Annotated in this window: 15 protein-coding genes and 1 pseudogene; 9 read left to right on the forward strand and 7 right to left on the reverse strand. The window is 72.0% G+C overall.

Features of this window, described 5'->3' with window-relative positions; all coding sequences use genetic code 11:
• Positions 1–172: 172 nt before the first annotated feature.
• The gene (locus ACXN5W_RS12800) at positions 173–1,999 is read right to left on the reverse strand and encodes a glycoside hydrolase family 6 protein (RefSeq protein ID WP_473158453.1); all 1,827 of its coding nucleotides are present in this window, start codon (positions 1,997–1,999) and stop codon (positions 173–175) included.
• Between the two features lie 1,018 nt (positions 2,000–3,017).
• Between ACXN5W_RS12800 and ACXN5W_RS12805 the strand changes: the two genes are divergently transcribed.
• The gene (locus tag ACXN5W_RS12805; protein WP_473158454.1) at positions 3,018–4,046 is read left to right on the forward strand and encodes a hypothetical protein; all 1,029 of its coding nucleotides are present in this window, start codon (positions 3,018–3,020) and stop codon (positions 4,044–4,046) included.
• On the forward strand, positions 4,030–4,743 hold the full coding sequence (locus ACXN5W_RS12810; RefSeq protein WP_473158455.1) for a class F sortase: 714 nt from the start codon (positions 4,030–4,032) through the stop codon (positions 4,741–4,743). The genes ACXN5W_RS12805 and ACXN5W_RS12810 overlap by 17 nt, the downstream gene beginning before the upstream one ends.
• A gap of 169 nt (positions 4,744–4,912) precedes the next feature.
• Here ACXN5W_RS12810 and ACXN5W_RS12815 read toward each other — a convergent pair whose 3' ends face one another.
• On the reverse strand, positions 4,913–9,850 hold the full coding sequence (locus ACXN5W_RS12815; RefSeq protein WP_473158526.1) for an NAD-glutamate dehydrogenase: 4,938 nt from the start codon (positions 9,848–9,850) through the stop codon (positions 4,913–4,915).
• 552 nt (positions 9,851–10,402) lie between these two features.
• On the opposite strand from ACXN5W_RS12815, the gene ACXN5W_RS12820 reads away from it, so the two are divergent.
• From ACXN5W_RS12820 to ACXN5W_RS12835, 4 genes are all read left to right on the forward strand, one after another.
• A complete protein-coding gene (locus ACXN5W_RS12820) occupies positions 10,403–12,367 on the forward strand; it encodes a penicillin-binding transpeptidase domain-containing protein (RefSeq protein WP_473158456.1) in 1,965 nt (654 codons plus the stop codon).
• A 144-nt stretch (positions 12,368–12,511) separates the two neighbouring features.
• Entirely contained in the window at positions 12,512–13,171 is a 660-nt protein-coding gene (locus ACXN5W_RS12825) for a hypothetical protein (RefSeq protein ID WP_473158457.1), read from the forward strand.
• 20 nt (positions 13,172–13,191) lie between these two features.
• The gene (locus ACXN5W_RS12830) at positions 13,192–13,626 is read left to right on the forward strand and encodes a phage holin family protein (protein WP_473158458.1); all 435 of its coding nucleotides are present in this window, start codon (positions 13,192–13,194) and stop codon (positions 13,624–13,626) included.
• Positions 13,627–13,758: 132 nt separating this feature from the next.
• Entirely contained in the window at positions 13,759–14,418 is a 660-nt protein-coding gene (locus ACXN5W_RS12835) for a DUF3618 domain-containing protein (RefSeq protein WP_473158459.1), read from the forward strand.
• Positions 14,419–14,672: 254 nt separating this feature from the next.
• Here the strand turns inward: ACXN5W_RS12835 and ACXN5W_RS12840 are convergent, their stop codons facing one another.
• The 4 genes and pseudogenes from ACXN5W_RS12840 to ACXN5W_RS12855 form a co-directional block, all read right to left on the reverse strand.
• Positions 14,673–16,085 carry an HNH endonuclease signature motif containing protein gene (locus ACXN5W_RS12840; protein ID WP_473158460.1) on the reverse strand — a complete coding sequence of 471 codons (1,413 nt, stop codon included), beginning with the start codon at positions 16,083–16,085 and terminating at the stop codon, positions 14,673–14,675.
• A 1,022-nt stretch (positions 16,086–17,107) separates the two neighbouring features.
• Positions 17,108–18,022: pseudogene (locus ACXN5W_RS12845) on the reverse strand (arginase family protein); the annotation flags it as partial.
• A gap of 51 nt (positions 18,023–18,073) precedes the next feature.
• Positions 18,074–19,018 (reverse strand): tetratricopeptide repeat protein, encoded by a 945-nt coding sequence (locus ACXN5W_RS12850; protein ID WP_473158461.1) that lies wholly within the window; start codon positions 19,016–19,018, stop codon positions 18,074–18,076.
• A gap of 186 nt (positions 19,019–19,204) precedes the next feature.
• Positions 19,205–20,893, reverse strand: a complete 1,689-nt coding sequence (locus ACXN5W_RS12855) for an acyl-CoA mutase large subunit family protein (protein ID WP_473158462.1) — start codon at positions 20,891–20,893, stop codon at positions 19,205–19,207.
• Between the two features lie 225 nt (positions 20,894–21,118).
• On the opposite strand from ACXN5W_RS12855, the gene ACXN5W_RS12860 reads away from it, so the two are divergent.
• The 3 genes from ACXN5W_RS12860 to ACXN5W_RS12870 are packed head-to-tail and all read left to right on the forward strand — an operon-like array spanning position 21,119 to position 23,756.
• Entirely contained in the window at positions 21,119–21,787 is a 669-nt protein-coding gene (locus ACXN5W_RS12860; protein WP_473158463.1) for a polysaccharide deacetylase family protein, read from the forward strand.
• A complete protein-coding gene (locus ACXN5W_RS12865) occupies positions 21,784–22,974 on the forward strand; it encodes an ATP-grasp domain-containing protein (RefSeq protein ID WP_473158464.1) in 1,191 nt (396 codons plus the stop codon). Before ACXN5W_RS12860 ends, ACXN5W_RS12865 begins: the two co-directional genes overlap by 4 nt.
• Positions 22,971–23,756 carry a PHP domain-containing protein gene (locus tag ACXN5W_RS12870; RefSeq protein ID WP_473158465.1) on the forward strand — a complete coding sequence of 262 codons (786 nt, stop codon included), beginning with the start codon at positions 22,971–22,973 and terminating at the stop codon, positions 23,754–23,756. Before ACXN5W_RS12865 ends, ACXN5W_RS12870 begins: the two co-directional genes overlap by 4 nt.
• 90 nt (positions 23,757–23,846) lie before the next feature.
• Here the strand turns inward: ACXN5W_RS12870 and ACXN5W_RS12875 are convergent, their stop codons facing one another.
• Positions 23,847–24,776 carry a glycosyltransferase gene (locus tag ACXN5W_RS12875; RefSeq protein WP_473158466.1) on the reverse strand — a complete coding sequence of 310 codons (930 nt, stop codon included), beginning with the start codon at positions 24,774–24,776 and terminating at the stop codon, positions 23,847–23,849.
• Positions 24,777–24,843 lie beyond the last annotated feature (67 nt).

Below are 24,843 nucleotides of genomic sequence, written 5' to 3' on the forward strand. Positions count from 1 at the left end.
GAGGGTTGGGGGGGGGCGGAGGGGGGGGGGGGGGGGAGGGGGGGGGACAGGGGGAGGGGGGGGGTCCTGGGGTTTCCGAGGGAGGGAGGAGGGGGCCGAACCACACCGGCGTCCCCGCCCCTTGTCCGTCGGGCGCCGCGCCGGAGACCGGCGCCCGACGGACCTGTGCGGCTCAGGAGAGCGGCGGGTACGCGTTCTGCATGAGCTGCGTGAACTGCGCCGGGAACCAGGCACCCGAGATGGGAGCGTTGGGCAGGGCGCCGCTCATGTTGTTGCCGTTGCGGGCGTTACCGGTGTACGTCGGGTCGCACATCCGGTCGAAGCCCTTGCCCTCGTCGTTCGGGATGAGCGAGCTCGAGCCGTCGGACTCACCCGGGGGCTTGACCCAGACGTAGGCGTCGATGCCCGACTCGGGCGCGGCCTTGGGACGCTCGCCGAGGCCAGCACCGTCCTGGTTGCACCAGTTACCGGCGTGGTACCGGCGGTCGATCCGGCCACCGTTGACGTAGGCGTCCACGCTCGTGGTCGGGCCGGGGCCCGTGGGCCGGTTGGCGCCACCCCAGCCGTTACGCGAGGTGTCGATCAGCATGCCGATGTTGGACGGGAAGCCGACCGAGACCAGCTTCTGCCGGAACGCCTGGGCGAACGACAGCTCGTCCACGTACTGGTTCCAGTCGATCCACTTGGACTGCCGGACGGTCTGCCCGTTCACCGAGTCGGTGATCTTGACGTACGGCTCCTGCAGCGCGGAGTAGTTCGCCGTGTCGGTGATGAACCCGGTGACGTTGTTCACGGTGCTGCCGGAGGCCGTGGCCGCCGTCTTCAGGATGTCGGCGACCGGGCCGAAGTTGCTGTCCCAGCCGATCCAGCCGTGGTGCGCGGCGTCGATGTAGTTGTACACGTTGCTGATCGCACCGAGCTTGGCCAGGGCGTAGCCGACGCCGTTCACGTACGCGCCGTTCGCCTTCACCGTGTCACACATCGCCGTGCCGCCCGGCTGCCCCGAGGTGTTGGTGACGATGTTGGGCAGCGAGTCGATCTCGATGATGTTGACGATGCGCAGGCTCTTGTACTTCGCGTCGGCCTGGATCGCGGCGATCGCGTCGATGTACTCGGACTTGTACCGGGGCAGCTCGTCCGGACCCAGCTCACCGTTCGAGGACAGCGCCGAGCAGTCCCGGCCGGGCAGGTCGTAGACGACGAACTGGATGTAGCCGGCGCCCTGAGCGAGCGCGGCGTCCAGGTGGGCCCGAACGCCCATGGAGCCGTTGGAGCTGCTGTCCGGGGTGCCTTCGATGGCCGCGATGCGGTCCAGCCAGACGGCGGTGGGGTTGTTGGAGACCCGGTTACCGCCGGAGACCGACTCGGCCTTGGCCTTCCACTCGGGGTTCACGTAGCCCTTCACCCCGGCGTACGGGTTGTCCACCTTGGGACCACCCGTGGGGTTACCCGTCGGACCACCCGTGGGGCTGCTGGTCGGACCGCCCGTCGGGCTGCTGGTCGGACCGCCCGTGGGGCTGCTGGTCGGACCACCGGTCGGGCTGCTGGTCGGACCACCGGTCGGGCCGGTGGTGCCGGTGCAGGTGACCCCGTTGAGGGTGAACGACGTCGGCTTCGGGTTGCTGCCGCTCCAGGCGCCGTTGAACCCGATCGTGGTCGAGGCGCCGGTGCCGAGCGAACCGTTGTACCCCAGGCTCGCCGCGGTCACCTGCTGCCCGCTCTGGGTGAAGGTCGCCGACCAACCGTTCTGAACCTTCTGGCCGGAGTTGCCGAAGGTCCACTTCAGGTTCCAGCTGCTGACCGCGTCACCGAGGTTCTTGATCGTGATGTTGGCCGTGAAACCGCTGGGCCACTCGCTAGTGGTGTATTGGACGTCGCACCCGGTCGCAGCCTGCGCCATGGTGGCCGGTAGGGCCACCATGCCGCCGGCGACCAGTGCGCCGACACTCGCCAGTACGGCGCCCTTGCGCCGACCGGTGAGCCTGTTCCAAGCGTCCATTTCTAAGAATCTCCTTGGGCAGCCCGGGCCGAAGCCCGGCACGGCGACTCGTTTTGTCGGTCCGAAGGGGGTCGGACCGTCGGTGCCGCTAGGGGGATCTGTCTCGCCCGGCCCGGACGGGCGTGCTGGACGCGCCGGCGGCCGCCGGTGGTCCGTCGAACGACGCCGGTCGGTTTTCACCGACTGCCCTCAGCGTCGATTGTGCCCACCCCCCGGAAGCCCGGGGGGCTGCTCGAATTCTTGCATGGGAGCGCTTCCATGACAACGACGTCCGCCTATTTTGTGCGCCCGAAGTGACCGCTCCCGAAACCGTGGCGTAACCAGCCGTACCCCGATGGCAGGTTTCCGGCCGGTAACAGGCTACAGGTTACCTCGCTCAGTGGCCCTGGTCGATCTTTCCGGCCACGCTCGGCCCGGAACCCACCTGACCAGCCACGACAGCGGCCATCCCGGGTCGGATCCCCACACCGGGAGGGCTTCCCTGGTCGCTGGCCGCCCGGTGCCGGGCCGCTCGGTGCCGGGCCGCCCGGTGCCGGAGCCGGCTCGATCCGGGGGTGCCACCCCACGGCGCCCGTCGTGCCGAGGCAGGACACCCCGACCGGGTGAACCGGCACCCAGACCGACCCGTACCGGGCCGGCAAGGCCGGGACGGGTACGGCCCGGTGGCTTCCTCCCGACGCGGTCGCTTCCCGGCGCTCGGGCCGGTTTTCCACGGTTCGGCCGGTTTTCCGTGCCGGGGTCGCTTCTCCGTGGCGGGGTCGCTTCGCCGCGGTGGGGTCCCTTCTCCGCGGCCGGGTCGCTTCCCGTCGCACCGGCTGTTTTTCCCGTGACCCGGCCGCTTCCCGGCGACAAGGCCGAATCGGCTCGGCCGGGTGGGTAGCACGGCAAGCACCGCAGCGGTGACTAAAACGATGAACACCCATAAACACGATAAAAGCTCGCAAACAAGTTAGCTTCGGTCTTGTGCCCGACTTCCGTCGGGACAGAAGGAAGAAGCGGAAGGAAGTGACCAGGAGTCATGGCCAAGAAGTTCCTCGGCAAGATCGTCGCTGGTGCCGCCCTCGGTGGCGCCAGCCTGCTGGTCGGTGCTCCGGGCATCGCGCTCGCCGACGGCGGGCCGACACAGGATCACTCGACGTCAGGCCACGTGTTCACCGACCCCAGGATCGCCAAGCCGGGTGAGCGGGTGACCATCGGGGAGGTCTGCTCGACGCCGCAGCAGGAGCCACGTGTGTGGTCCGAACTCACCGGTTCACTGCTGCTGCGCCCGGCATCGTCCATCGGCCATCGGATGGGTGAGCCGTCCGGGGCCCCCGGTGGCGGTGCTCCGGGCGGTGCACCGGACGCCGACGCTGCCGGTCACAGCGCCCCCGGTGGCGGCGCTCCGGGTGGCGGTGCCCCCGGTGGCGGTTCACCGAGTGCCGGGCCGGAGTCCGGGCATGGTGGTGGCCTGCTCGCCGATGGCGGCGAGTCGCACGGCACCGACCCGCGCGGCGAGCACAAGCCCGGCGGAGACCCGCGCGCCGAAGAGTCGCACAGCACGGCTCCGCGCGACGAAGAGTCGCACAGCACGGCTCCGCGCGACGAGGAGTCGCCCGGCACCGACCCCGGCAGCGAGGAGTCGCCCAGCGCCGCCCCTCGCGGCGAGGAGTCGCCCGGGACCGACCCGCGGAGCGAGCACAAGCCCGGCAAGGACCAGCTTGGTGGTGACGAGTCCAGCGAAGAGGCCCGTGGCGAGGAGTCGCACGGCACCGACCCGCGCGACGAGGAGTCGTACGGTGCGGAGTCGCGCGGCGAAGAGGGCCACTCCGTCTACCTCACCGAGTACCGGATCAGCCCGACCGCTCGACCCGGGGTCTACGAGCTGCACGGGAGCTGCGGCGAGGGGAAGCTGATCGTGGCACCGGCAGGCTCGGTCGACGGTGGTGACGGCGGCGCCATGGTGAACAAGGGGCTGGCCACCGGTGGAGCGGGGGCGCTCGCCGCCGCTGCCATCACGGGTGTGGCCCTGCTTCGGCGGCGTCGGACCGATGGCACGATCGCCTGATACTGCGAGGCGGGCGACCGGCGGTCGCCGCGGATCACCGCGGCGCACCGCCGGCATCGCCCTCGGCGCGATCCTCGCCCTGATGTTCGTCGCCGGCGCCGGAATGCTCGCCGCAGCGTTCACGGTCGCCCTCGTGACGCCGCCGCAGCCGGCGGCTCAGCTCGCCCCCGCCGAGGTCGGCGCAGCGCCCAGGGCGAGCACGGGGTCGGGCCGTACGGTCGGGGTGGCGCTCGCCCGTTCGGTGCCCACCCGGCTCACCATTCCACGCATCGGCGTGGACACCGACCTGCTGTCGCTCGGGGTCAACAAGGACAACACCGTCCAGGTGCCCGACGTGAAGACCCAGCCGAGAAAGGCCGGGTGGTACCGGTTGGGCGCCAGCCCCGGCGAGGTCGGCACCGCGGTCATCGTGGGACACGTCGACACCCGGCAGATCGGTCCGGCCGTCTTCTACAAGCTGGGCTCGCTCCGGCCGGGCGACCTCGTCAAGGTCACCCGCTCGGACCGGAAGGTGGTCACCTTCAGGGTGGACGCGGTCGGGTCGTACCCGAAGAAGTCCTTTCCCACCGACCTGGTCTACGCGCCGTCGGACCGGGCCAGCCTGCGCCTGGTCACCTGCGGGGGCACGTTCGACAGCAAGACCCGCAACTACCAGAACAACATCGTCGCGTTCGCCACCGCCGTCTCGGCCCGCTGAGCCGGCTGGGCCGGCTGGGCCGGCTCGGCCGGCTCGGCCGGCTGGGCTGGCTCGGCCGGCTGGGCTGGCTCGGCTGGCTGGGCTGGCTCGGTGGGTACCGGGCGTTAAGAAGGGCCCCTTGCTATACGAAAAGCGATAACAAGGGGCCCTTCCTCTCAGCCTTCCAAGCTCAGCTGGCCGACGAGGTGCGGACCAGGGTACGGATCTGACGCAGCAGCACGGAGAGGGCCGCCAGGTCGGCCCGGGACTCGTCGAAGTCGCCCATCGCCTTGCGAGCCCGGCCGATCGACACCCGGTTGGACTGCTCCCAGGCGTGTACCCGCTCGTCCGGGTCGGCCGCGTCCGGCGTGGATCCGAGCACCTCGGCGGTCAGCGCCGCGAGGGCGGCGTACAGGTCGTACCGCAGCGCCATCCGGGCGAGCGTCTGCCACCGGTCCTCGCGGGGCAGCAGGGAGATCTTCGACAGCAGCGCGTCGACCCGGAACCGGTCGGAGAGCACGAAGTAGACCGACGCGACCTCCTCCACCTCCCGGCCGGTGGTCGCCGCCGTCTCCACCACGTCGAGCAGGCCGAAGCTGTACATCAGCCGGGTGACCCGGTCGGCCAGTTCGGGCGGCAGTCCCTTGCCGACCAGCGTCTTGATGTAGTCGCCCAGCGCCTCCTGCTCGCTGCCGTAGAACAGGTCGTGCAGTTGCGGCAGCAGCCGGGCCACGCCGTCGCGCAGCCGGGCGGTCTCGCCGGGTACGTCCAGCGGGGAACGCCGGTTGGTGACCAGCCAGCGGACGGCCCGGTCGAGCAGCCGCCGGGTGTCCAGGTAGACGGCGGTCTGCACGTCGGTCGGGACCCGGTTGTCCAGCTCCTCGATCTGCGCCCACACCCGGTCCAGCCCGAACACGTCCCGGACCACCATGTACGCCCGGATCACGTCGGCCGCGGTGGCCGCGGTCTCCTCCATCACCCGGTAGATGAACGAGATGCCGCCCCGGTTGACCGCCTCGTTGACCAGCACCGTGGTGACGATCTCCCGGCGCAGCCGGTGTCCGGCCATCAGGCCGGCGTACCGCTCGCGCAGCGGGGTCGGGAAGTAGTTGGCCAGCACCCCGGCCGTCCACTCCTCGTCCGCGATCCCGTCGCTGAGGATCTCCCGCTCCAGGCTGATCTTGACGTACGACAGCAGCACGGCGAACTCGGGCGGGGTGAGCCCGGAGTCGGTGCGGGCCGCCAGCTCGTCGTCCGGCGGCAGTGCCTCCAGTTCGCGGTTGAGCTGGCCGGACCGTTCGAGGTCGACGATCATGCGCCGGTGTACCGGCAGCAGCGACGCGGCCTGGGCCTGGGCCATGCCCAGCGCCCGGGCCTGGTCGTAGTTGTCCCGCAGCACCAGCTCAGCGACCTCGTCGGTCATCTGGGCCAGCAGCTCGTCCCGCTGTGGCAGCGCCAGTTCGCCCTCGGCGAGCGCGTCGTGCAGCAGGATCTTGATGTTGACCTCGTGGTCCGAGCAGTCCACCCCGGCCGCGTTGTCGATGAAGTCGGTGTAGATCCGGCCCCCGTTGGTGGCGTACTCGATCCGGCCGACCTGGGTGAAGCCCAGGTTGCCGCCCTCACCGGCCACCTTGCACCGCAGGTTCTTGCCGTCCACCCGGATCGCGTCGTTGGACTTGTCGCCGACCTCGGCGTTGGACTGGGTGGACGCCTTGACGTAGGTGCCGATGCCGCCGTTCCAGAACAGGTCGACCGGTGCCGTGAGGATCGCCTTCATCAGCTCCGGCGGGGACATCAGTTCCACGTCGTCGTCGAGGCCGAGCGCCGTCCGCACCTGCGGTGAGATCGGCACCGACTTCACCGTACGCGGGAAGATGCCACCGCCTTCGGAGATCAGTTCGGCGTTGTAGTCGGCCCACGACGAGCGCGGCAGGTCGAACAACCGGCGGCGCTCGGCGTACGAGCTGGCCGCGTCCGGGGTCGGGTCCAGGAAGATGTGCCGGTGGTCGAAGGCGGCCACCAGCCGGATGTGCTCGGACAGCAGCATCCCGTTGCCGAACACGTCGCCGGACATGTCACCGACGCCGACGACCGTGAACTCCTCGCTCTGGGTGTCCACGCCCATGTCCCGGAAGTGCCGCTTGACCGACTCCCACGCGCCCCGGGCGGTGATGCCCATCTTCTTGTGGTCGTAGCCGGCGGAGCCACCGGAGGCGAAGGCGTCACCCAGCCAGAAGTCCTTCGAGGTGGAGATCTCGTTGGCGATGTCGGAGAAGCTCGCCGTGCCCTTGTCGGCCGCCACCACCAGGTACGGGTCGTCGCCGTCGTGCCGCACCACGTCGGCCGGCGGGACGATCCGGCCACCGGAGATGTTGTCGGTGACGTCCAGCAGCGCCGAGACGAACTCCTGGTAGCAGACCACCGCCTCGTCCCGGTCGCCCGGCTTCTGCTTCAGCACGAAGCCACCCTTGGCGCCCACCGGCACGATCACGGCGTTCTTCACCATCTGCGCCTTGACCAGGCCCAGCACCTCGGTGCGGAAGTCCTCCCGCCGGTCCGACCAGCGCAGCCCGCCGCGGGCCACCGACCCGAACCGCAGGTGTACGCCCTCGAAGCGGGGCGAGTAGACGAAGATCTCGTACTTGGGCCGGGGCGCCGGCAGCTCCGGTATCGCCTGCGGGTCCAGCTTGAAGGCCACGTACGGCTTCGGCCGCCCGTCGGCCCGGCGCTGGTAGATGCTGGTCCGCAGGGTGGCCCGGATCAGCGTCAGGTACGAGCGCAGGATCCGGTCCTGGTCCAGGCTCGCCACCTCGTCGAGCTGCTCGGTGATCCGCTCCGCCAGCTCCCGGCTGCGCTGCTCCCGGTCGGCGTCGTCCAGGTCGACGGCGGGCGAGAACCGCGTCTCGAACAGCTGCACCAGCAACCCGGCCAGCTCGGGATAGGCGATGAAGGTGGACTCCATGTACTCCTGGGAGAACACCGTCCCGGCCTGCCGCAGGTACTTCGCGTACGCCCGCAGCACCACCACCTGGCGCCAGGTCAGCCCGGCGCGCAGCACCAGTTCGTTGAAACCGTCGATCTCCGCCTCGCCTCGCCAGGTGGCGGAGAAGGCGTTCTCCATGTTCGGGCGCACCTCGACGAGGTCCCGGGCGCCGTCGGGCAGTTGCAGGCCGAAGTCGTACAGCCAGATCCGCCCGTCGATCCGGTCCACCTGGTACGGGTGTTCGTCGACCACCCGTACGCCGAGGGAGTGCAGCACCGGCAGGACCGCCGACAGGATCATCGGCTCGCCGTACCGGTAGACCTTGAACCGGACGTCCATCGCGTCCGGCCGGTCCACGTGCTGCTTGCGGAACAGGTGCATCTCAAGCTGGCCCGGTTCCTCCAGCAGCTCCAGCTTGGCCAGGTCCTTCATCGCCTCGTACGGCGTGTGCCCGTCCTTGTAGCCCTCGGGGAACGCGTCGGCGTACCGGATGAACAGGTGCTTGGCCTGCTCGTCGCCGAGCTTGCGCTCCAACACCAGCCGGTAGTCGTCGTCCCACAACCGGGTGGCGTCGGCCAGTTCCTCGGCCAGGTTGTCGGCGTCGACCTCGCCCGGCGGGTTGCCCGGATCGGTCCGGACGATGAAGTGGACCCGGGCCAGCATGGACTCGGTGACCCGGGTGGTGTAGTCGACACCGACCCCGTTCAGCCGGCGCAGCAGGATCTCCTGCATCCGCAGCCGGTTCTGGGTGGTGAACCGGTCCCGGGGCAGGTAGATCAGGCAGGAGATGAACCGGCCGTAGCCGTCCCGGCGCAGGAACACCCGCAGCTGGCGGCGGCCCGCCATCCGCAGCACGCCGATGACCGCGTGGTAGAGGTCGTCGGTCTTGATCTGGAACAGCTCGTCCCGGGGGTAGGTCTCCAGGATCTGCAACAGGTCCTTGCCGGAGTGGCTGCGCGGGCTCAGCCCGGAGCGTTCCAGCACCTCGGCCACCTTGCGGCGGACCACGGGCAGTTCCCGGACGCTGGTCCGGTAGGCCGCCGTGGAGAACAGGCCGAGGAACCGTCGCTCCCCGACCACCTCGCCGGCGTCGTTGAATATCTTGAAGCCGATGTAGTCCAGATAGGCCGATCGGTGCACGGTGGCCCGGGAGTTGGCCTTGGTGATGATGAGCAGGCGCTTCTCCAGCACCTTCTCGTGCGCCTCCGGGGGCAGCGAGGACAGCGACCGTGGCTGCGTCGAATCCTGCCGCAGGATGCCCAGGCCGGTGCCGAGCACCGCCTCCAGGGCCCGCTCCCCGGTGCCGGTCCCGGCTTCGCTCGCGGCGTCGGGACTCGGCGGTCCACCCCCCGCATTCGCCGGGACCTCGACCAGGCGGTACTCGCGGTAGCCCAGGAAGGTGAAGTGTTCGTGGGCCAGCCAGCGCAGCAGTTCGACCGAGTCGGTGATGTCCTTCTCCGGCACCGGCGGCCGGGAGTCCGAGGTACGCGCCGCGGCGAGGTCGTCGGCCAGGGACAGCGCCCGCTGTCGCATCTTCGGCCAGTCCTCGACGGCCTCCCGAACGTCGGTCAGCACCCGTTGCATCTCGCGGCGCAACCGTTCCCGGGCCGTCGCGTCGCGGATCGGGTCGATCTCCACCCGCATCCAGCTCTCGACGATGTCGCCGTCGATCGCGTCGTCGGGCTCCACGTCCGCGGCCACCTCGGTGAGCTTGCCGAGCGGTTCGCGGCGCACCACGACCAGCGGATGCACCAGCATGTGCACGTCCAGGTGCTGCGCCGTGAGCAGGGCGGTCACCGAGTCGACCAGGAACGGCATGTCGTCGGTGACGATCTCGACGACCGTGTGCTGCTGCTCCGGGGCGGGTTCGTGGATGCGCAGTTTCAGCTCGCCCGGTACGCGCTGTTCGGCGAGGTCCCGGTGCTCCCGGGCGGCGTCCAGCATCTCCTGCGGGGTGAACCCGATCAGCTCCTCGTCGGGTGCGAACCGCCAGAACCGGTCCACCAGGGTGGCCGCGTCCTGATCCTCGCCGGCCAACGCCACGGCCTGGGCGACCAGCCGTTCCGCGTTGGGAACCGGTTCGTCGAGGTCGGAGTCCTCGACGTCGTCGGCCAGCGCGCCCGGCGGCAGCCCCAGGTCGTACAGCGTGTCGACGCTCGCCCCGGACACCCCCGAGACCCTGTTGTCCAGTCGGGAACTCGTGCCGGTCACGGTCACCGCGTCGCTGTCGGTCGCCGTGTCGAAGCTGTCTTCCGGATCCGCCTCAACCCTTCGAAGATCGGGTCCCGGTTTCGTCGCCGGACGCCGGTCCATGCGTGCCACTCCCCTCGACCCACGGCGATGTGGGTCACTCGCGGCCCAGCCTATGCCTGCCCGGTCCCGCCTCAACCGGGTGGCCCGGGGCGGGCGTGGCGCCCCGAATTCGTGACCGATCGCCTGCCGAGTCGCCTGTCGAACCGCCTGTCGAGTCGCCTGTCGAGCCGCTGAAGGCCACGCGCTGAGTACCCCGACTGAACCCGACATCACACCTGCCCCTCGCCGTGTTGTGATCCTGCCCACGCGGTCAGGGACGGACCGGGTAGCCGCTCCGTACTACCGTCGGCACGGCCGGCCATGTCCGGCAGCAGACCCGCCACATCCAGCCGAAATCCGCCAGATGCGCCGGGAGAAGTGCCGTCTGCCCGAAGAGGTGACCCGATGCCCCCGTCGTACCCGATCCGTTCCCGCCGCCCGATCCTCCGGCGGCTGCTGGCGGGGCTGGCCGGCCTGACCCTGCTGGTGGGTTCCGCGACCGGGTGCGGCAGCGGGAACGGACCGGAGAAGGCGGTGGACACCTTCCTCGCCGCCTGGCGGGACGGCACCCTGGACCGGCTGGCCTTCATCGACCCGACCGGGCGGAAACTGCCGGCCCGGGACGTGGCGGCCGAACTCAAGCAGCTTTCCGGCGATCTGGCCGGCACCGTCCCGGCGCTGCACCGGCAGGGCCGGACCACCGAGACGGAGGGCCTCGCCACCAGCACGGTCGAGGTGGACTGGACGTTGCCCGGTGGCGCCCGCTGGACGTACCCGACGACCGTGCGGGCCCGCAAGGGCGCCGACGACGCCTGGCAGATCATCTGGGAGCCCAAGGTCCTCCAGGCGGAACTCACCAAGGGCGACCAACTGGCCGTGAGCCGGCAGCCGGCCGCCCGCGCGGCGGTGCTGGACGCGGCCGGCCAACCGATCGTGACCGCCCGGCCGGTGGTCCTGGTCGGGGTGGATCCCGGCCAGGTGACGAACGTCGACGACCTGGTCAGGAAGCTCGACGGGGCGTTCCGGGCCATCCGGCCGCCGATCACCCCCGCCATCGACCTCGGCGACCTGCCGGAGCGGATCCGGGCCGGCAAACCCGGCAGCCGGGTCGAGGTGGTCACCCTGCGCAAGGACGCCTACGAGCAGATCCGGTCCCGCATCCAGCCCCTGGCCGGAACGGTCTTCCGGACCGAGCAGCGGGACCTCGCGCCGAGCCGCGAATTCGGCCGGGCCCTGATCGGCTCCGTGGACGACGTGCAGAAGCAGGACATCGACGCGGACCCCGCCACCTACGGCCGGGGCGACCGGGTGGGTCACGGCGGCATCGAGGGCGCGTACGACAAGCAGTTGCGGGGCACGCCCGGGGCGAGCGTGCAGATCATGCGGACGGATCCGGAGGGTTCGGTCCGGCCGGTGACCGAGGTGTTCCGCCAGGAACCGCGGGCCGGTGACCCGCTCAGGACCCACCTGGACACCTCGACCCAGATCGCCGCGGACACCGCGCTCGGCACCGACCCCAGGCACCGCACCGCCCTGGTGGCCATGCGGATCAGTGACGGTTCCATCCTGGCCGCCGCGAACGGTCCCGGCGCCGCCGGCGAGAACCTCGCCTTCACCGCGCAGGTGCCGCCCGGGTCCACCTTCAAGATGGTCAGCGCGCTCGGCCTGCTGGACGCCGACGCCGTACGGGCCGACACGCCGGTGGACTGCCCGAAGACGTACGAGGTCGAGGGTCGACCGTTCAAGAACTCGGACTTCTTCGAGCTGGGTCAGGTGCCGTTCCGGACCGACTTCGCCAAGTCCTGCAACACGGCGTTCGCCGCGCTCGCGTCCAAGCTCGGCGCCGACGGGCTGGCCGCCGCGGGACGCACCCTCGGGCTCGAGGGCGACTGGCGGGTCGGCGTCGAGGCGTACACCGGGAAGATCTCCACCGGCGGCCCGGCGGTGGAACGGGCCGCCGCGACCATCGGTCAGGGCACCACGCTGGTCAGCCCGTTGGCCATGGCCGCCGCCACCGCGGCCGTCGCCCGGGGGCAGTGGCGGCAGCCGGTCCTGGTCGACCCGACGCCCTCGACGGCGTCGCCCGGACCGCAGCTCAAGCCCGGCTCGGTCGAGCCGCTGCGGGCGATGATGCGCGAGGTCGTGACCGCCGGTACGGCCACCGCGCTGGCCAAGGTCCCGGGCGAGCCGGTGTACGGCAAGACCGGAACCGCCGAGTACGACAACAACCCGGCACACACGCACGCCTGGTTCGTCGGCTGGCAGGGCGACATCGCCTTCGCGGTCTTCGTGGAGCAGGGCGGATCGAGCACCACCAGCGCCGTACCCATCGCCGACAGGTTCCTGCGCGGCCTGGCCGCGAAACGCTGAACCCTGCGCGGCCCGGCCGCGAAACGCTGAGCCTGGACCGAACTGTCACCACCGGCAGGTATGCCGGGGACACCAGCGGGTACGCGCCGCCCAGTCAAGGGTCGCGTTGGTGTGACAGGTGACAGGTGACAGGAAGGCAGCCAGATGAGTCAACCGCAGAGCGCGGAACGGTCGACCGGGCAGCAGAAGGTACAGGCGACTCGGGAGCAGACAACTCAGGTCGCCCGGAACGCGACCCAGGCGGGTCGCGACGTAACCCATAACGCGGTCGGCCAGGGTAAGGAGACCATCGCCGAAACCCGCCGGCAGGCGCACAACCTGATGGACCGGACCTCCGCACAACTGATGGAGCAGGCTGACGCGCAGCAGAAGCGGGCCGCCGCGCGGCTGCGCACGCTCGGTGACGAGCTGGCGTCGATGTCGAGTCGGGACCAGCAGCCGGGGATGGCCGGTGACCTGACCCGGCAGGCCGCGGACCAGGCCCATCGGGTGGCCGACTGGCTCGACCAGCGACAGCCCGGGGCGGTACTGGAGGAGGTCCGTGACTTCGCCCGCCGTAGTCCCGGCGTGTTCCTGGCCGGCGCGGCGGTGGCCGGGATGCTGGCCGGCCGGCTCACCAGAAACCTGGCCGCCAGCGACGGCACCGGTTCAGGCGACGGCACCGGTTCAGGCGACGGCACCGGTTCAGGCGACGGCACCGGTTCAGGCGACGGCACCGGCTCGGGCGATGGCGACGGTTCCAGCGGCGACGGTCGGACCCAGCCGCCTTCCGGGGCGCGGCAGATGCCCGGGGGGTCGCGTTGAGCGCGGTGTCGCGGGGTCGGATGGAAGCCCCGGTCGACCGGTCCCAGCAGTCGATCGGCGAATTGCTCAGCGACGTCACCCGCGACATGTCGATGCTGGTCCGGCAGGAGGTCAAGCTCGCCAAGGCGGAGGTACGCCAGGAGGCGAAGACGACCGGAAAGGCCGCCGGCATGTTCGGCGGCGCCGCCCTGGCCGGATTCATGGTGGTGCTGTTCCTGTCGTACGCCGCGTGGTGGGGGCTGGCGAACGTGATCGACCAGGGCTGGGCGGCCCTCGTGGTCGCCGGGGTGTGGGCCCTGGGCGGCGCCGTGCTGTTCGCCGTGGCGCGCAGCCGGTGGCGGCAGGTCAGGTTCGGCGTACCGCAGACCACCGAGACCGCCCGGCAGATTCCCGGGGCCGCCATGGGCCGCCAGACCGGCGCAGACCACCGGACCGACGGCGACGGCCACCGGTAGATCAGTCCACCGGACCCGACGGCGAGGGCCGCCGGTAGATCAGTCCACCGGATCGACGAGGACGGCCGCCGGTAGATCAGACCACCGGACCCGACGGCGAGGGCCGCCGGTAGATCAGTGAGGAGTGGCGCGATGACCGAACCAGATGAGATTCGACGCGACATCGAACGCACCCGGAACGAGCTGAGTGGAAACGTGGACGCCCTGGGCAACAGGGTCGACCCACGGCGGGTGGCCGGCGACAAGATGAATCAGGCACGCGGCCGGATGACGGCGTTCAAGGACCGGATGATGGGTACCGCGGCCGGCGACGGGGACGGTCGGGCGAGAATGTCCTCGGCGACCCACCAGGCCGGTTCCTCGATGCGGGAGGCCGCCGGTTCCGTCCAGCACAGAGCCAGTTCCATGGCGGACACGGCCCGGGAGAAGGCTGGGCACACCGGGCACGCGCAGCGGGAACGGATCCAGGGCAGCCCGCTCGCCGCCGGTCTGGTCGCCTTCGGTCTGGGCGTACTCGTCTCCTCGCTGCTGCCGCCCTCCGGCCGCGAGCAACAGCTCGCCGCCCGGGCCAAGGGCAAGTTCGGGGAGCACTCCGACGAGATCAAGCAACAGCTCAGCGGCGCCGCCCACCAGGTACAGGACAATCTGCGCCAACCGGCGCAGGAGGCCGCCGGCCAGGTGCGGTCCCGCGCCGCCGAGGGCGCCTCGACGGTACGGGAACAGGGCCGGTCAACCGCTCAGGACGTACGCGGCCAGGCAACCGAGGCCCAGGCGAACATCCGGCGCGGCTGACGCTGGTCCTCGCGCCCGGGTGATCGCCTGGCCTGGGCCGGCGTGCCAGCCGGCCCACCGGTGTTCAGCGCCGACGGCCGGCCGACACCCAGGACCGGCCGATGGGCACGAAGCCACGATCGGCCGATGGGCACGGAGTCACGATCGGCCGATGGGCACGGAGTCTGGTCGACGACCTGGCCGGCGGCGGTACCCGCTCAGCATCAGCCGACCGGGACCCGGGATCTCGGTAGCGTCCGTCACGACTGCGGATCTCAGCATCTTCGGTGGTAGGCGTTGCGGCGTGGCCGCCGGGTCGGGTCGATCCATGCTGGAGGCAAGAATTCGGGGAGTCCGTCCAGGGCCATCCGGACGGACCAGCCGTCGTGATGCACGACCCGGTGGTGGTATGCACACAACAAGACACCGTTGCCGACACTTGTCTCGCCCCCGGCCGACCAATGCTTGATGTGGTGGCCCTGGGTCCAGCTCGGAGGCCGGTCGCAGCCGGGGAAGGCGCAGCCTCCGTCGCGGACGATCAGGGCACGGCGGATCGGCCCGGTGAACAGCCGTCGCTGCCGGCCCACGTCAAGGACCTGGCCCTGCCCGTCCAGGACGGCCGGCAGGATCCGCGCGTCACAGGCGAGCCGGCGTACCGCCTCCGCCGACAGCGCCGCGCCGGTATCCAACATGCCGGCCCCGAGCCGACCGGCCAGGGCGGTGAACGACGTGGTCACGACGACCTGGGTCGGTTCACCACCGCTGCCCGGCAGCTCTCCCGCGTGCAGGGCCAGCCGGCACAGATCGGCCAGGGCATCATGGCGGCGCTGGCCGGGACTGCGGCCGTCGACCCGAGCAGGCTCGCGGTCGCCAGCCGACGACTCGGAGCCACCGTTGGGCCCGGAGCCACCGTTGGACCCGGAGCCAGAGCTGAGGTCAGAACCGAGAGCGGTACCAGGACCGAGACCGGGAGCCGAAGCGGTGCCGGGGCTGCCGGTCGGCTCCGCCATGGTCTGGCGGGCCGGTCGGGCGAGCGGGTCCAGGGCGGCCCGCAGCAGCGCACCCGTTTCGACATCTAGAAGGCCGGACAGCCGTATCCGTCCGTCTCCCGTGGGCGACAGGTTGAGATAGCGGTCCCGCTGAGCCGCCGCGTCCGCGGCTTCCAGCCCTCGCCGCTGCGCGTCCTCGGCGACCTGGGGCGCCACATGCTCCAGGATCCGGTCGGAGAGCTTACGAAGCCCCTCGGGATCGAACTCGCTCGCCCAGTCGAGGAGGATCCCGACCGCCTTGTCCGCCGCCACCGCACCAGCCTCACGGTCGACCGTCGAGACCACCCGCCAGATCACTCGCGCCTGGTCGATCGACACCCGGCCCGCCGTCACGGCATCGCGCAGGAGGGCCGGGCCGGATTCGAGCCGGGCCGCGTCCTCCGCCAGGGCCCGGGCCGCACCTCCGGACATCCGCAGCCGCTGTCGAAGCCAGGCGACGGTCGAGGTCGCGCCCTGCTCCCGCGCCAGCCCGGTGCTGTCCGACCGGTGGACCAGGCTCAGCACCAGCGCTGTCGTCTTGCGCTGGGCCGCCAACGCGGCGTCCAGGGCATCGAGCAGGTCAGGCCCGTCGAGCGACCACACCGGCGCGTCGAGGCAGTCGTCGACCGCCTCATGAACCCGTGCCAGCGCCTCCCGCATGACGACAGATTCGCACGTGCGTACGACCGAAACACCGGTCGCGATGATCGGCCCGACGACATACGCGCCAAGGAACAGACCCGACCAGAGCCGACATTTCGGCGTGAGGCGTACCGCACCGAGTACGAGAAATCAGGCACCACACGATGGCAGAGACCGCGGTCAGGCATCACACGAGAGCGCGGCAGGCATTGGTCGGTGGTGACGGGCGGCAGACGATCCGTGGTCCTGGGACGGGTGCCGGGCGAACTGGGCGGGACGAACGGTCAGGCGATGCCTCTGGCGGATGGGGAGTCCTCGACATCCTCGGGGTCGCGTACCTCGGATTCGTCCTGATCGGTGACCGGCGACCGGCGCAACCGGCCCGGTCCGGCCGTTGGCGGCGGGCCCACCGCATCCGCCGGCCGGGCCCCCAACCCGGTTCCGCCGCCCCGGAGACCGAGCCAGTCCTCGTCCCGGTCCCGGCGCAGCGCCCGGGGAACCCCGACGCCGTCCTCAGGATCCTTCCGGTCCCGACGCAGCCCGCCGACCCGGCCCGCGCCGATGGTGCCGCCGTCGCCGTCGCCGCGGCCCGCCACCGGGGTACGGCGGTCACGAAGGGCCCCGGCCCGGTCCGCCGGGACGGCGGCGGGAGCAGCCCGGGGGCCGGGTGCGGGAGCAGCCCGGGGGCCGGGTGCGGCCGGCGGCCGGGCCGGTGGCTCGGCCAGACCGGTGGCCTCGGCTGGGCGTTCGGCATCGAGGTGTGCGACATCGGGGCGCGCGGCACCGCCCGAGACGACCGGACCCACCGGGAAAACCAGACCAGCCAGACCATCGCCCACCCCCGGACCGGTCCGCGCAGCACCAGCACCAGCACCAGCACCAGCACCAGCACCAGCACCAGCACCAGCACCAGCACCAGCACCAGCACCAGCACCAGCACCAGCACCAGTGAATCCGCCAACCGGAGCGTCGTCCACCCGGGGATCGGCCCGCTCGGCGGCGCCGGCAGAACCACCGGAGCCGGGGCGCAGGCCGGGATCGGGGTGGGCGACCGGGGCCAGGCCGGCGACCAGGGTGTTCACGATCTCCGCGGCGTACGTCCCGTCCGGGTCGTAGTCCGGGTCGAAGACGGTGATCTCGACGCCCAGGCAGTGCGGGGTGTCCACCAGCCCGGCGAGCAGCAGTTCCAGCTCGGGGAAGGCGATGCCGCCGGGGTCGGGCGCGTCGACCGCCGGCATCACGGCCGGATCCAGCACGTCGACGTCCACGTGTACCCAGTAGCCGGCGCAGTCCGACAACTCCTCGTGGGCCCACTGAGCCGTCCGGGCGGGACCCTCCGCACGCAGTTGCGGCACCGGCCGGTGCAGGATGCCGGCAGCCTGAAGATCCAGCCGGTACTCGTCCTGGGCCCTGATGCCCAGCACCACCACGTCGATGTCCCGGAAGTACGGCCGGCGGCCCTCGATGGCGGCCAGGTCCGCCTGCCCGCGCCCGGTGACCAGGGCCAGGTCCTCGCCGGCCGCCGCGCCGACGTACGAGGCGTTGCCCGGATGCCGGAAGTCGGAGTGTCCGTCGACGAACACCAGACCGACCCGACCGCCCACCTCCTCGCCCAACCGGTGCATCGCGAGCGCCGAGCCGAGCAGGATCGAGCAGTCACCGCCGAGGATCACCGGGAACTCCCCGGCGTCGATGATGGCGCCGATCCGGTCGGCGAGCGCGACCGAGTATCTCGAGATCGAGCCGGCGTGGCAGACCCCGTCGCCGGGGCGCCAGTCACCCGGGTCGTACCGGGGTGGGGTGAGGCAGCCGGCGTCCCGCGCGCCGAGCCGGGCGAGCAGGCTCTGGTCGCGCAGCGCGCCCGGCGCCTTGGCGCAGCCCGGCACGGCGCTGGGGGTGGGCGGCCGGAGTCCCAGGTTGGAGGGTGCGTCAAGGACCGCGATCCGGCGCATCAAGTTCTCCCGTCCCTGGTCCGGCCGGGCTGCACACCCGCTCTCCTCTACATATCAGAAGAGGGCGCTGGCCAGGGCCCGCCGAGCGGCGGCAACGGCCGGGTCATCCGGTCCGGCGACGCTGAACAACGAGACAAGATGCTGCCGTACCGTCTCCCGGTCGTCGCCGACAGTCCGACGGACCAGGCCGACCAGCCGGGCGTACGCCTGCTCGGCCTGCCCGCTCAGCACCTCGATGTCGGCGGCCAGCAACTGCGCCGGGACGTCGTCGGGGTTGGCCTGCGCGACGGCGAGCGCCTCGCGCGGGTCGACATCCGTGACCCGGCGGGCGAGGCCGACCTGGGCGAGGCCCGCCCCCGCGGCGGCGTCCGCCGGGGTCTCGGCCAGGATCTTCCGGTACGCGCGTTCCGCCGCGTCCAGGTCGCCGGTCATGAGCGCGTCGTCCGCCTCGGCCAGGCGCGGGTCCTCGGGGGCCTCCACGGCGACGCCACCGGCCTTGAGCACGGCACCGATCCACTGCCGCAACTGCGCCTCGGGCACCACTCCGGAGAACGCGTCGAGGGGCTGACCGCCCACCACGGCGTACACCATGGGGATGCCCTGGACCCGGAACATCTGCGCGAGCCGCGGGTTGGCATCCACATCGATCTTGGCCAGCACCCAGGCGCCGGCGCCCTCGGCGGCCAGGCGTTCGAGCACCGGCGAGAGCTGCTTGCAGGGTTCACACCACTCGGCCCAGAAGTCGATCACCACGGGGATGGTCATCGACCGCTCCAGCACCTCGGACTGGAAGGTGGCCTCGGTGACATCCACGACGACGACGCCCCCGCCGCCGTACGGACCGGCTCCCACGGGTCCACCGGCGGCGCCTCCCGCCGGGCCGTCGGCGGCTGTGGCCGGGGCGGGAGCGGGCCGAGCGGCCGGGGTGTTGCTGCGCAACGCGCTCAGGTCTACCGCGCCGCGAGTGAAGATCGACGGGGTGGTACGTGGGTCGCTCATGGTTATCTAGTCTCGCACGCCGCGTCGGCAACGCCGACGACCCCGCAGGGTGCGGTCCACGTCACACCGAGCCGCCGGTCCGGGCCGCCGCAGCCCGGCCCCACGGCACGCCAGGGCACCCCTCCGGAGGCGTTAGGAAGGGCCCCTTCCTATACAAAAAGCGATAAGAAGGTGCCCTTCCTTTCGTCAGAAGCGGGCGGGCTCCCGGTAGACGCCCCACTCGGCACGCAGGGCGTCGCAGATCTCGCCGAGGGTGGCCTCGGCGCGCACCGCGTCGAGCATGGCCGGAATCATGTTCTCGTCGGCCCGGGCCGCCTCGACCATCCGCTTGAGTGCCGCGTCGACCGTGGCGGCGTCCCGGCCGTTCTTGCGCTCGGCCAGCACCCGGCGCTGTTCCAACTCCACCTCGTGCGAGATGCGCAGGATCTCCAGCTCCTTGGCGACCGTGCCGGTGTGGCAGTTCACCCCGACGATCTTCTTGTCGCCCTTCTCCAGCGCCTGCTGGTAGGTGAAGGCCGCCTCGGCGATCTGGCCGGTGAACCAGCCGTCCTCGATGCCACGCAGGATGCCGGAGGTCATCGGGCCGATCCGGTGCGGACCGTCGCCGCCGAGTTGCCGGATCCGGGCGAAGATCTCCTCGGCCTCCGCCTCGATCTTGTCGGTGAGCGCCTCGACGTACCAGGAGCCGCCCAGCGGGTCGGCCACGTTCGTCACCCCGATCTCCTCCATCAGCACCTGCTGGGTACGCAGGGCGATCTCGGCCGAGGAGTCGGTGGGTAGCGCCAGGGTCTCGTCCAGGGCGTTGGTGTGCAGCGAGTTGGTGCCGCCGAGCACGGCCGCGAGCGCCTCCACGGCGGTGCGTACGACGTTGTTGACCGGCTGCTGCGCGGTCAGCGACACCCCCGCGGTCTGGGTGTGGAAGCGCAGCCAGAGGGCCCGCTCGTCGGTGGCGCCGTAGACGTCCCGCAGCCAGCGGGCCCAGATCCGGCGGGCGGCGCGGAACTTGGCGATCTCCTCGAAGAAGTCGACGTGCGAGTCGAAGAAGAAGCTCAGCCCGGGTGCGAAGCGGTTCACGTCCAGGCCCCGCGACAGCCCCAGCTCGACGTAGCCGAAGCCGTCGGCCAGGGTGTACGCCAGCTCCTGCGCGGCGGTCGAACCGGCCTCGCGAATGTGGTAACCGGACACCGACAGCGGCTTGTAGCGGGGGATCTCGTTCGCGCAGTACTCCATCAGGTCACCGATGAGCCGCAGGTGCGGAGCCGGCTCGAACAGCCACTCCTTCTGCGCGATGTACTCCTTGAAGATGTCCGTCTGGAGGGTCCCGTCCAGTTTGGACAGGTCCGCGCCCTGGCGCTCGGCGGCGACCAGGTACATGCAGAACACCGGAACGGCCGGGCCGGAGATGGTCATGCTGGTGGTGACCCCGGCCAGGTCGATGCCGTCGAACAGCGCGGCCATGTCGGCGGCCGAGTCGATGGCCACGCCGCAGTGACCGACCTCGCCGAGCGACTGCGGGTCGTCGGAGTCGCGGCCCATCAGGGTGGGCATGTCGAAGGCGACCGACAGGCCACCGCCCCCCGCGCCCAGGATCATCTTGTACCGCTCGTTGGTCTGCTGGGCGTTGCCGAAGCCGGCGAACTGCCGGATCGTCCAGGTCCGCCCCCGGTAGCCGGTCGGATACAGACCCCGGGTGTACGGGAACTCGCCCGGCCAGCCGATCCGTTCGAAGCCGGGGTACGCCGTGCCCTCGGGCGGGCCGTACACGGGGTCGACGGTCAGCCCCGACAGGGTGGTGAAGTCGGCGTCGCGCTTGCGCGCCGCGTCGTACCGGGCCTGCCAGCGTGCCCGGCCGGCAGCGATCTCGTCGGCGTTCATCCGGGGGGCTCCTCCTCGAGTCCTCGACTGGGTCCGAGTGTAGTTGAGGACCCTGAACGATCCCTAAGGCGACCGGCGCCGATCTGCCGCTCGCGCCCCGGCGCCAGTCGGGTTCCCGACGCGGCGGCCCTCCGACACGGCGACGACGGCCCGGCGAACGGCCGTATCCGCTGCTCAGACCTACCATCGCGATACGTCGACCCAGTCTCCAGGCGAGGACCCGCGATGCGCGACGACCGAGTGTTGAATGTCTGCTTCCATGGTGTTGGCGCCCCCGGCCGGCGGCTGGAACCCGGCGAGGACGTCTACTGGGTGGCCCTCGACCCGTTCCGGCGGATCCTGGACGAGCTGGTCGACCGGCCGGACGTGCGGATCAGTTTCGACGACGGCAACGCCTCCGACCTCGACATCGCGTTGCCAGCCCTGCTGGACCGGGGGTTGACCGCCGACTTCTTCGTGCTGGCCGGCCGCCTGGGCCGGCCGGGCAGTCTGGACGCCGAGGCGGTACGCGAGTTGCACCGGACCGGCATGGGCGTCGGCTCGCACGGTATGCGCCATCTGCCGTGGCGTGGCATGGACGCCCGGGACGACCGGGACGAGCTGGTGACGGCCCGGGACCGGCTGGCCGAGACGATCGGGGCGCCGGTGGACGTCGCGGCCTGCCCGCTCGGCGCGTACGACCGGCGGGTGCTGGGCCGGCTGCGCGGGCTCGGCTACCGGCGGGTCTACACCAGCGACCGTCGCCCGGCCCGCCGCAACGCCTGGCTCCAACCCCGGTACAGCGTCCGCCGGGACGACACCGCGGAACGGGTCCGGGCCGAGGTGCTGGCCGGCCCGCCCCTGGTACGCCAGCTCCGCGGCACGGCGGTCGGACTGGTCAAGAGGTGGCGGTGAACCGGGTGTTGATCGGGTTCGCCGACGCGCTCGCGGCCATCGAGTCGGCCTGGTCGCTGCGGGACGCCGGGTTCGAGGTGGTCGCGTTCCACGCCGCCCGACGATCCGGCCGGGGCGGCTCGACCGACCGGGACCGGGCGCCCGCGCTGGCCGCCGTCCGGGGCGTCCGGCTGGTCGGCGTACCCGACCCGGCGACCGATCACGAGGCGGCCGGCGCGGGGCTGCGGGCCGTACTCGCCACCGAACGGCCGGACGTGGTGCTGCCGCTGGACGACGCGGCCATCTGGCTGTGCGACCGGGTGCTGCCCGCCGACGTGCCCCTGGCCGGTCCGCGCGGCGCCCAGGCCAGGCTCGCGCTGGACAAGCGGGAGCAGTTCACCCTGGCCGAGCGGGCGGGGTTCCGGGTGCCGCACACGACCGGCCCGGCGGAGCCGCCGGCTGAGGGCGGGCCGTGGGTGCTCAAGAGCGGGCTGGCGGTCGTACCCGGGGAACGTGGTCTGCACCGACCGGCCGGCACGGTCGCGACGACCCCCGCCGAACTGCGGCGCCGCGCGGCCGGACTCGGCGGTCCGGTCGTGGTGCAGCCCCGGCTGGACGGCGTCGGCGAGGGCCTGTTCGGCTTCGCGGCCGGCGGCGAGCTGTACGGGCTCTCCGCGCACCGCCGGGTACGGATGATGAACCCGCGCGGTTCCGGTTCCAGCGCCTGCCGCTCGATCCCGGTGGACCCGGCACTGGTCGAACCGGTACGCCGCTTCGTCAGCGAGGCCGGTTGGCACGGAATCTTCATGATCGAGATGCTCCGGGACCGGGCGGGCCGGCCGTGGTTCATGGAACTGAACGGGCGGACCTGGGGCAGCATGGCGCTGGCCCGGCACCGTGGGCTGGCGTACCCGGAATGGGCCGTCCGGGCGGCCCTGGATCCCGGCTGGCGGCCGACGCCGCCGGAGGCGGAGGCTCCCCACCTGCTGGTCCGGCACCTGGGCCGGGAGCTGGTCCACCTGCTCGCGGTGCTGCGCGGCGGGCGGGGTGCGGACGCCGGGCGCTGGCCGTCGCGGACGGACACGCTGCTGGCGATGGTCCGCCCGGTACGCGGCACCCGGTGGTACCACGTCCGGCGCGGCGAGCTGCCGGTGCTGGTCCGGGACACCCGGGACACCCTGGTCCGGCAGTTGCGCAGGCACGGATGACCGGGCCCGACGCGGCGCCGGCCGGTGAGCCGGACCGGCGGTGGACCGTCCGGGCGGCGGCGCACGTCCACTCGGAGTGGTCGGACGACGCTTCGTGGAGCCTCCCCGACCTCGCCGCCGCCTTCGGCCGGCGCGGCTACGACGTGGTGCTGCTCAGCGAGCACAGCCGGAGCTTCGCGGCCGGGGACTGGGACGCCTACCGGGCCGCCTGCGCCGCGGCCAGCACCGCGCGGGTGCTGCTCGTGCCGGGCATCGAGTACAACGACGCGGACAACGTCGTCCACGTGCCGGTCTGGGGGGACGTGCCGTTCTTCGGCGCGCTCCCGGACATCCCCGAGCTGCTCGCGAAGGTGTCGGCGGAGGCCGGCTTCAGCGTGCTGGCCCACCCGTGGCGCCGGGACGCCTGGCGCCGGTACGACCCGTCCTGGGCCGCGCACCTGGCCGCCGTCGAGGTGTGGAACCGCAAGTACGACGGCATCGCGCCGGACCGCCGGGCCGCCACCTTCGCCCGCCGGGAGGGACTGCGCGAGTTCGTGGCGCTGGACTTCCACACCGGCCGGCAGTTCTTCCCGCTCGGGATGCTGCTGCGGCTACCCCGGCCGGTGACCGACCTGCCCGGGGTGCACGACGCGCTGCGCGCCGGCTGGTTCGCGCCGACCGCGTTCAGCCGGTCGGCGTTGCGCTTCCTGGGCGGGCCGGCGCTGCGCGGCCTGGAACTGGCCGAGTTCGCCCGTCGCGCCGCGGCCCGCTCCCTGCGCCGGCTCCGCGCCCGGCGCCGCTGAACAGGCTGCGCGACCGGCGGCACCGAGCCGACCGGGTCGAGCCGGCGGCACCGAGCCGACCGCGTCGGATGCTGGCGCTCTGGCGACCCGCTAGGGGGTCGCCTCCCGCTGGGGACCGGGTGTCGCGCGCAGCCGGGCCGGGCTGAGCAGGGCCGCCGCGGCGGCCCGGCTGGCCGGGTTGCCCAGCGCGGCGCGACTCGCCTCGCGCAGCAGCACCGCCGCCCAGTAGGCCGCCGCGGACCCCAGCCGGTGGCGGCGGCGGTAGAGCCGCACCCGGTTCAGGGTGAGCAGGCTCCACAGCCACGGTGAGACCTTCGAGTCGCCCTCCAGGTGCATCGCCCGGGCCGCCGGAGCGAGCACGGTGGCCAGCCCGGCGTCGCGGGCGCGCAGCGCGAAGTCGGTCTCCTCGGAGTAGAGGAAGAAGGACTCGTCCCACGGTCCGCACCGGCGCCAGCACTCGGCGCTGATCAGCATCGCGGCGCCGGCCGCCCAGTCCGCCGTCGACTCGGCGGCGTAGTACGCCGGCCCGGTGACGAGTTCGCCCAGCACCGGGAAGCGGCCGGCCCGCCGGCTGCCCAGCACCGCGTCACCCAGCGCGCGCAGCACCGTCGGTTCCCGGCGCAGCACCGGGATGGTCCCGCCGTCCCCCCGGGCGAGCTGCGGTACCGCGATGCCGGCGCCGGTCCGGCGCAGCACCGCGAGCAGTTCCGGTCCGCAGCGCGGCGCCAGCCGTACGTCGGGGTTGAGCACCAGGATCGCCGTGTACGGCTCGGCCGCCGCGACCGCCGCGTTGATCCCGGCCGCGTACCCGGCGTTGCGGCCCAGGTCGACGATCCGGGCGGCCGGGGCCAGCCGGCGCAGCGTGTCGAGCGTCGCCGGATCCGCCGAGTTGTCCGCGATGGTCAGGTGCCAGGGCAGCTCGCCGAGGCCCGGTCCGAGCGAGGCGATCAGGTCGGGTAGCAGCCGCTCACTGTGGTACGTGACCACCACGACGGCGATGGTCTCCTGGTTACCGCTCAACGGCCCGCTCCCAATTCGACGTGGTCGTCACTGTGCGCGACCAGGGGATTGCCGTAGGCGACGGTAC

This window comes from Plantactinospora sp. A48 (assembly GCF_055793945.1).

What these genes read in the sequence shown, in the direction of transcription:
- ACXN5W_RS12800 (WP_473158453.1), bottom strand. Translation starts at nt 1,999, where the DNA reads ATGGACGCTTGGAACAGGCTCACCGGTCGGCGCAAGGGCGCCGTACTG.
- ACXN5W_RS12805 (WP_473158454.1), top strand. Translation starts at nt 3,018, where the DNA reads ATGGCCAAGAAGTTCCTCGGCAAGATCGTCGCTGGTGCCGCCCTCGGT.
- ACXN5W_RS12810 (WP_473158455.1), top strand. Translation starts at nt 4,030, where the DNA reads ATGGCACGATCGCCTGATACTGCGAGGCGGGCGACCGGCGGTCGCCGC.
- ACXN5W_RS12820 (WP_473158456.1), top strand. Translation starts at nt 10,403, where the DNA reads ATGCCCCCGTCGTACCCGATCCGTTCCCGCCGCCCGATCCTCCGGCGG.
- ACXN5W_RS12825 (WP_473158457.1), top strand. Translation starts at nt 12,512, where the DNA reads ATGAGTCAACCGCAGAGCGCGGAACGGTCGACCGGGCAGCAGAAGGTA.
- ACXN5W_RS12830 (WP_473158458.1), top strand. Translation starts at nt 13,192, where the DNA reads ATGGAAGCCCCGGTCGACCGGTCCCAGCAGTCGATCGGCGAATTGCTC.
- ACXN5W_RS12835 (WP_473158459.1), top strand. Translation starts at nt 13,759, where the DNA reads ATGACCGAACCAGATGAGATTCGACGCGACATCGAACGCACCCGGAAC.
- ACXN5W_RS12840 (WP_473158460.1), bottom strand. Translation starts at nt 16,085, where the DNA reads ATGCGGGAGGCGCTGGCACGGGTTCATGAGGCGGTCGACGACTGCCTC.
- ACXN5W_RS12850 (WP_473158461.1), bottom strand. Translation starts at nt 19,018, where the DNA reads ATGAGCGACCCACGTACCACCCCGTCGATCTTCACTCGCGGCGCGGTA.
- ACXN5W_RS12855 (WP_473158462.1), bottom strand. Translation starts at nt 20,893, where the DNA reads ATGAACGCCGACGAGATCGCTGCCGGCCGGGCACGCTGGCAGGCCCGG.
- ACXN5W_RS12860 (WP_473158463.1), top strand. Translation starts at nt 21,119, where the DNA reads ATGCGCGACGACCGAGTGTTGAATGTCTGCTTCCATGGTGTTGGCGCC.
- ACXN5W_RS12870 (WP_473158465.1), top strand. Translation starts at nt 22,971, where the DNA reads ATGACCGGGCCCGACGCGGCGCCGGCCGGTGAGCCGGACCGGCGGTGG.